This window comes from Paenisporosarcina sp. P5_A11, assembly GCF_056400705.1.
Map to the genome: position 1 here is coordinate 1 of NZ_JBFUKT010000193.1, position 6,089 is coordinate 6,089.

Annotated in this window: 5 protein-coding genes; 3 read left to right on the plus strand and 2 right to left on the minus strand. The window is 35.8% G+C overall.

What is annotated here, in order from left to right; genetic code table 11:
* Positions 1-241: 241 nt before the first annotated feature.
* Positions 242-2,176, minus strand: coding sequence for an endonuclease MutS2 (locus tag AC1DOS_RS17320; RefSeq protein ID WP_477538500.1), 1,935 nt, complete (start codon positions 2,174-2,176; stop codon positions 242-244).
* 477 nt (positions 2,177-2,653) lie between these two features.
* Between AC1DOS_RS17320 and AC1DOS_RS17325 the strand changes: the two genes are divergently transcribed.
* Together AC1DOS_RS17325 and AC1DOS_RS17330 are read left to right on the plus strand one after the other, a co-directional pair.
* Positions 2,654-2,977 (plus strand): ATP-binding protein, encoded by a 324-nt coding sequence (locus AC1DOS_RS17325; RefSeq protein WP_477538503.1) that lies wholly within the window; start codon positions 2,654-2,656, stop codon positions 2,975-2,977.
* Between the two features lie 245 nt (positions 2,978-3,222).
* Positions 3,223-3,381 carry a hypothetical protein gene (locus AC1DOS_RS17330; protein WP_477538501.1) on the plus strand — a complete coding sequence of 53 codons (159 nt, stop codon included), beginning with the start codon at positions 3,223-3,225 and terminating at the stop codon, positions 3,379-3,381.
* A 98-nt stretch (positions 3,382-3,479) separates the two neighbouring features.
* Here AC1DOS_RS17330 and AC1DOS_RS17335 read toward each other — a convergent pair whose 3' ends face one another.
* On the minus strand, positions 3,480-3,758 hold the full coding sequence (locus AC1DOS_RS17335) for a YfhD family protein (protein WP_108587971.1): 279 nt from the start codon (positions 3,756-3,758) through the stop codon (positions 3,480-3,482).
* Between the two features lie 1,031 nt (positions 3,759-4,789).
* Here AC1DOS_RS17335 and AC1DOS_RS17340 point away from each other — a divergent pair.
* The gene (locus AC1DOS_RS17340) at positions 4,790-6,004 is read left to right on the plus strand and encodes a metallophosphoesterase family protein (protein WP_477538502.1); all 1,215 of its coding nucleotides are present in this window, start codon (positions 4,790-4,792) and stop codon (positions 6,002-6,004) included.
* Positions 6,005-6,089: the final 85 nt, after the last annotated feature.

The window sequence follows — 6,089 nt, forward strand, 5'->3', positions numbered from 1 at the left end:
CAATTGTAAAGCATTACACTTAAACTAACGGGTGCTTTACTTTAAGCAAGAGTAAAGCATTTTTTTCTTATTGAATTAAAGAAGCAGGTTAATTCAACAAGTAATATGACTTTTAGGTTAGGTAAATCTAATACTGGAGGGTAAATAGCATTTTGAGACAACTTATATTAGCTCCCCAAACAATCCGGCAGTCTTCTATAAGTATTATTGGCCAATTTAATATTACAAAGTGCCACTATAATTACTCTTCCTCCAAATTTAACCCTTCTACATGCTTTCGATCGAGCTGACTCTTCACCTTACGATATTCAACTGATTTAAAAATAATATCAAAATCGTAATTTTCAGGATACAACTCACTCGCTTTAATATGCAATTTTAATCTTTTATGATTGAACGGTTTCTTTTCACCTTTTACTTGCACGATGTAATTTCCAATATGGTCTGGCCCTTTATAAACAATTCCTGTTTCATTTGTAGCTGTTATGGTGACATTATCTCCTTGTTCGAATATGGTGACTTTGTCATCAACGATATGTTGTCTTTTCGAAGGGTTGATTCTTGCATATTTATTTGTTGTTATTTGTCGGACATAATGAAGATCCTTCAATTTGGTTTCATTTACTTGATCTAACACTTGCATTTCCTTTTTATACGTAATTTGATAAGCTTTTTCAATCAATTTTGGGTGTAAACCGAGCTTTAATGCAATATCAAAAGCCTGGCTTTTCCCACTTTCCCCTAACAGTAGACGATAGGTAGGTCGAAGTGTTTCGATATCAAATTCCATTGATCCATTCACAAAACCTTCTTTTTGGTCGGCAAATTCCTTCATCTCACTATAATGCGTCGTTGCAAATAGGGTAGCACCTTTTTCAAAGAGTTGTTCAAGGATGACAATCGCTAATGCCATTCCTTCGCTGGGATCCGTTCCAGACCCCAGCTCATCTAGTAACACAAGGGACTGATTATCCGTTTGTTTTAATATCTCTATAATATTCAAAAGTCGTGAACTAAAAGTACTCAAATTCTCCTCGATACTCTGACCATCACCTATATCAACAAATATTCGATGAAAAATGTGCAGTGTACTGCCTTTTTCAACTGGAATATACAATCCAGTCTGTGCCATCATTGTTAACAGTCCGATTGTTTTTAATGTTACCGTTTTACCCCCTGTATTTGGCCCCGTGATAACAAGCGCTCGATCACTTTCTCCAAAATGTAGAGCAAGCGGAACTGGATTTTCCTTCAACATAGGGTGTCTCGCACCCTTCAAATGAAGTACATAGTCTTCATTTAATAATGGGCATTCCCCGCGAATATAAAGGCTGTGCTTTGCTTTTGCAAAAATCACATCATAGTGATGCATGGTGTCCATCGCTATTTTAATCGTATGTTCATGGCAAAGGAATTTCTCTGTAAGTTCGTATAATATTTTTTCAACCTCATGCTCTTCTGACACTTTCAGGATTTCGATCGATTCCTGCATTTCTTCAAGTGCTTTCGGATGTATAAATAATGTAGCTCCTGAAGCAGAAGAATCAATAATCGTTCCTTTAATTTTGTTTCGATATTCTTTCTTTACTGCGAATACAAAACGTCCACTTCTCTCTGAAACCAATCCCTCCTGTAAATAAGGAGTGAACGATTTCGATTTCACCATGATTTGAGCTCTGTCTTTCATCTTCGTAAGTTGTAAGGATAACTGCCTTCGAGTATATAGTAGTTCTTTTGAAGCGTAATCGTCTACCTGTCCATGTCTCAAGCATCTCGTAATTTCAGCCTCTAATTCACTTAAGTCTTCAATGGATTCAGCGTATAAGCTTATAGTTGGAGCTGCAAACCTTTTATCTTTCATAAACCGCTTCAATTTATTGCAATGATCTAAAAATGAAAAAACCCGAGTAAATTGATCAGGCCGAATGTATAGACCTTTCTTTGATTGTTCAATGTATTGCTCCATATCGTTCAAAGTATGCAACGGAACACTCGAACTTATTTTCATTATCTGGAGTGCCTCATGTACTTCACCTAATGCATTTTCAATACTTTTTTTGTTTGTCGATGGACGTAATCCTTCGATTGTTAACTTTGCACGATCGGTTATTGCATAACTGCCTACTTCTTTTAAAATGTCCTGATAACCCAGAACATCTATCGTTTGTTGATTCATTATTATTTCCTCCTTTTTTTGAATAAAAAAAGCCGTCATGAAAACACTCATGACGGCTTAGAAAGAATGACATTGTTTTACGGAGCCCATTAATTTGTGCAATAAGGTTGTAGACTGAGTCCATTTTAGATTTCTTACTCAATACAACTTATATACATCAAAAAAGCTATGACAAATACATGTCATAGCTGGAGTTATCCATTCTTCTTTGCTATGATGCTTGTTCTTAACAATTCTTGAAAAGCGCATAATAAATAAACCAAGCCTTTCTTGGTATTTTGCTTCATTCAAGACCGTATGAAATTAACGGATTAGTTAAGAACTGTCACACTCATAAAACAAACTCCTCTTTAGGGCTAATATTCGTAATATTTATACAATATGCTATGGTTTGAACTTTGTCAATGATGATTTCATCATGCAACTTCAAACATTTGTATTCCATTGTAGTGATCGAAGAGAATGGTTTTCCTCATTATGGGCGACCCATCTGCCGTGAAGCGAGTCATAGAAAATTTAGTAGTAAATGCGATTAGACATTCAATCGGTCATGTAACCATCCAGCTAGAAAAATGTAATACATCCGTTCAACTGACAATTAGTAACTCGGTTAACCAGTTAAATGAACAAGATTTACATCATATATTTGACCGTTTTTATAAAGCAGACCGAGCTAGAACTGGAAAAGGTACAGGTCTAGGTTTACCGATTGCAAAAAGCTTAATGGAAAAAATGAACGGGAGCCTTTCTGGTGAGTTAATGGAAAACCAATTATTTATGAAGTTGGAATGGGAAATTTAGTTTGATTTATTGGTTTTATGTGTTTGATTAACCAGTTTTTACTGGTTAACCTTTTTATAATAGGATTTGGTATATCGGTAGCCAGGTAGGACGTACGAGTGCGTGGGAGAATGATCCCAAACTGTTCACCCTCTCCTTGTAGAAACATGTTTGAGGCTGGTTGGGACGTAGATCTCGTATAACAAGTGAAGCTATGACACTACATGGAGGATGGGGTACTGGTTAGTTAAAATCAGAGGAGGGATGTGGCAATAGGAGAAATCCAGGTTCAGGCATTCTTAGATAAATCAAAACCGTTTGGAAAGAGCTTTTCGATAAAACATACCATTGAGGAATTACATCACTTTATTGGATTCTTAAAAGAGATTGAAGAGATGACAGGGCAAAAAAGCGTGCTTTTATAGAATGCACCCACCCAATACATAGGGGATATAGGGTGGGGGCTAATTTTTTTTTGACTTACATCTTTGAGATCATTTATTTCCACTTCGTTATCTCAAAGCTACTCTTTCTTTGTTGTGTATTGGAGGGATGTGTTTTTACCTTTCAACGATCTGGTACCTATTTCTGCAAATTCACTAGCGAGTTCTGCTCTAATACGATCTGGTGCAATTTTTTGATGAGTGGATGTGTTTAGAACTTTCAACGCCTTGGAACCTATTTCTGCAAATTCACTAGCGGTTTCTTCTTTTATACGACCTGGTGGTATTTTTAGGCTTTTTGGCGTTTGAGGTAAAGTGTTTTTGTTATTACTTTTAGATTTATGTTCATCTCTGCCCACGTTACATCATCCTTTCTTAATTTAGGTTCGTATTAGTTTGTCTTTTGAAGTCATATTCATGTAAACGAATTTTAAAATTATTTTCCGTTTTTCTACACTTGTAAAAAATATGTCCCATGTCCGAGAAAATCATGGGAATTGTAACATTCTCGATAGTTCAAATTAACGTTTTTGTTTTTGACACAGGGGCGAAAAGTTTGAGTCAAAGGCAATCTAGCTGCTTGACCCTATTATTTTGAAGGAAAACAAGGGTCACTTTTCAGCCACAAGTACCACTACAACTTTAGACTTTCGTTTGAATCCTTTGAAAATGGGATGGCAAGTAATAGACCTGTAAAAAGAACAATAGAAGAAAGTTGAGTTTATATAAACATTCATACCTCAAACGGTTAACTCTCTCTTAGCTCTTCTATCGCTTCATAAATTATTTTATTCTTAAACCTCACTGACTGCGACAATATACTTCTTATACAATCTTTCCCATTCATCTTTTGAAAAGTCTATATAATGACCATCCAGTAAAGCAGTCAACATATCGAGGCATACATGCCATTCTGCCCATGTTAAATTGTAAGGGCAAGAGTATTCGGAGAGTTATTAATGAAAAGAACGCCTTCTGCATTTTGTAGCAGAAGGCGYTCTTTTTGTTAAGTTAGCTTATTAGTTACAGATTGTCTATGTGGATGCTTTATTTACCTACATTTAACATGTTATTAATAATCTATCAATATTTTTGTACTACGATATAAATGTAGCTAACGGAGATACTGGCTCCATCTCAATTTTAAGTAATGATTGTTTGTATTGACATTACATAAAGTTTTCTCCCTTACTATTACTCTTTTCTATTGTTAATCTCTATGGTTTATCCCCAAAAAGGAATAACGGTTATTTTCAACACCATATATAGTGGCTGTTACTTCGAAAAATCTACTATATATCGTTTTTTTACAATCTACTCTTTTTGAAAACTACCTTTTCGGGGATTAATCAGCTCTATCAAGTATGTATAAAAAATTGGAGGTTTTTTAATGACTAATGAGAATCAAAACAATGGGTTAGACAGAAGGAGTTTTTTAAAAATAGGTGGAATGAGTACACTTGCTTTAACACTTGCGACTACTGGATTGCCAGGAGATTTATTTACTAACACTGTACAGGCTGAAAAAAAGGAAGATGCTAAGCTTCAATTCAATTCAAATGGAAAGTTTAAAGTCGTACAATTTAACGATACTCAAGATGATGAACGAATTGATCGTAGGACACTTGAACTGATGGAGAAAGTTCTAGATTCAGRGAAGCCGGATTTTGTTGTACTCAACGGTGACAATATTTCAGGAGGCTGCGATACGGAATTAGAGATGAAACAAGCCCTAAATAATGTAGCTCAACCAATGGAAAAAAGAATGATTAAATGGGCAGTTACGTTTGGAAATCATGATGAAGACTCTTCATCCAAGAGCGGAATGGATGAGAATGATATGCTGAAGTTCTATATGAAGTTCAAATATAATGTAAACGAACCTGGAGAAAAGGACCTTACTGGGACAGGAAACATGAACCTCATCATTAGACAATCACAAGGCAAAAAAGCCGCGTTCAACATTTGGCTTCTTGATAGTGGAAGATATGCTCCAGCAACAATAGCTGGGCAAGATTTTAAAGGATACCCTACTTGGGACTGGCTYAGATTTAATCAAGTTAACTGGTATTATGAGCAATCCAAAAAACTGGAGAAGCAGAACGGTTATAAAGTACCTTCACTCGCGTTCATTCATATCCCACTATGGGAACATCGTTTTATGTGGCACGGAAGCGTAGATAGTAGATTACCCGCAAACCATGATCTTGCAGTGGTAAAGCATAATATAGTAGGAGAAAGAAACGAAGATGAATGTCCGGGACCGGTTAACGGTGGTTTGTTTTCAGCCATGTTAGAGAGAGAAGACGTTAAAGGAGTTTTCTGCGGACATGATCATGTGAATACCTATATGGGCAATTATTATGGAATTTTGCTTGGATATGCTGGTAACACAGGTTTCGGTACATATGGTCTTTCAGGTGCTGATAGAAATAGACTTCGTGGAGCAAGAGTATTCAATTTAGATGAAAATAAGGAAGGTGTTCTTGTAGAAACCCATATGGTTTTCGCTAAGGACTATGGAATTGATTTAACAGCGAACGATCAAAGTATGGATCCTTTACCATTAGATAATGAGAAAAAAGAGAAAGTGGAAAACCACTAATAAGTAAATGCTATATGTCTTACTCATCCCAATGGTATAAAAAACAATATTTAAGGAGGGAACAATATGTTGCAAAATATAGGCG

Bases quoted from the DNA above. Each gene is read 5' to 3' on its own strand.
- AC1DOS_RS17325 (WP_477538503.1), top strand. From the start codon at position 2,654: ATGGGCGACCCATCTGCCGTGAAGCGAGTCATAGAAAATTTAGTAGTA.
- AC1DOS_RS17320 (WP_477538500.1), bottom strand. From the start codon at position 2,176: ATGAATCAACAAACGATAGATGTTCTGGGTTATCAGGACATTTTAAAA.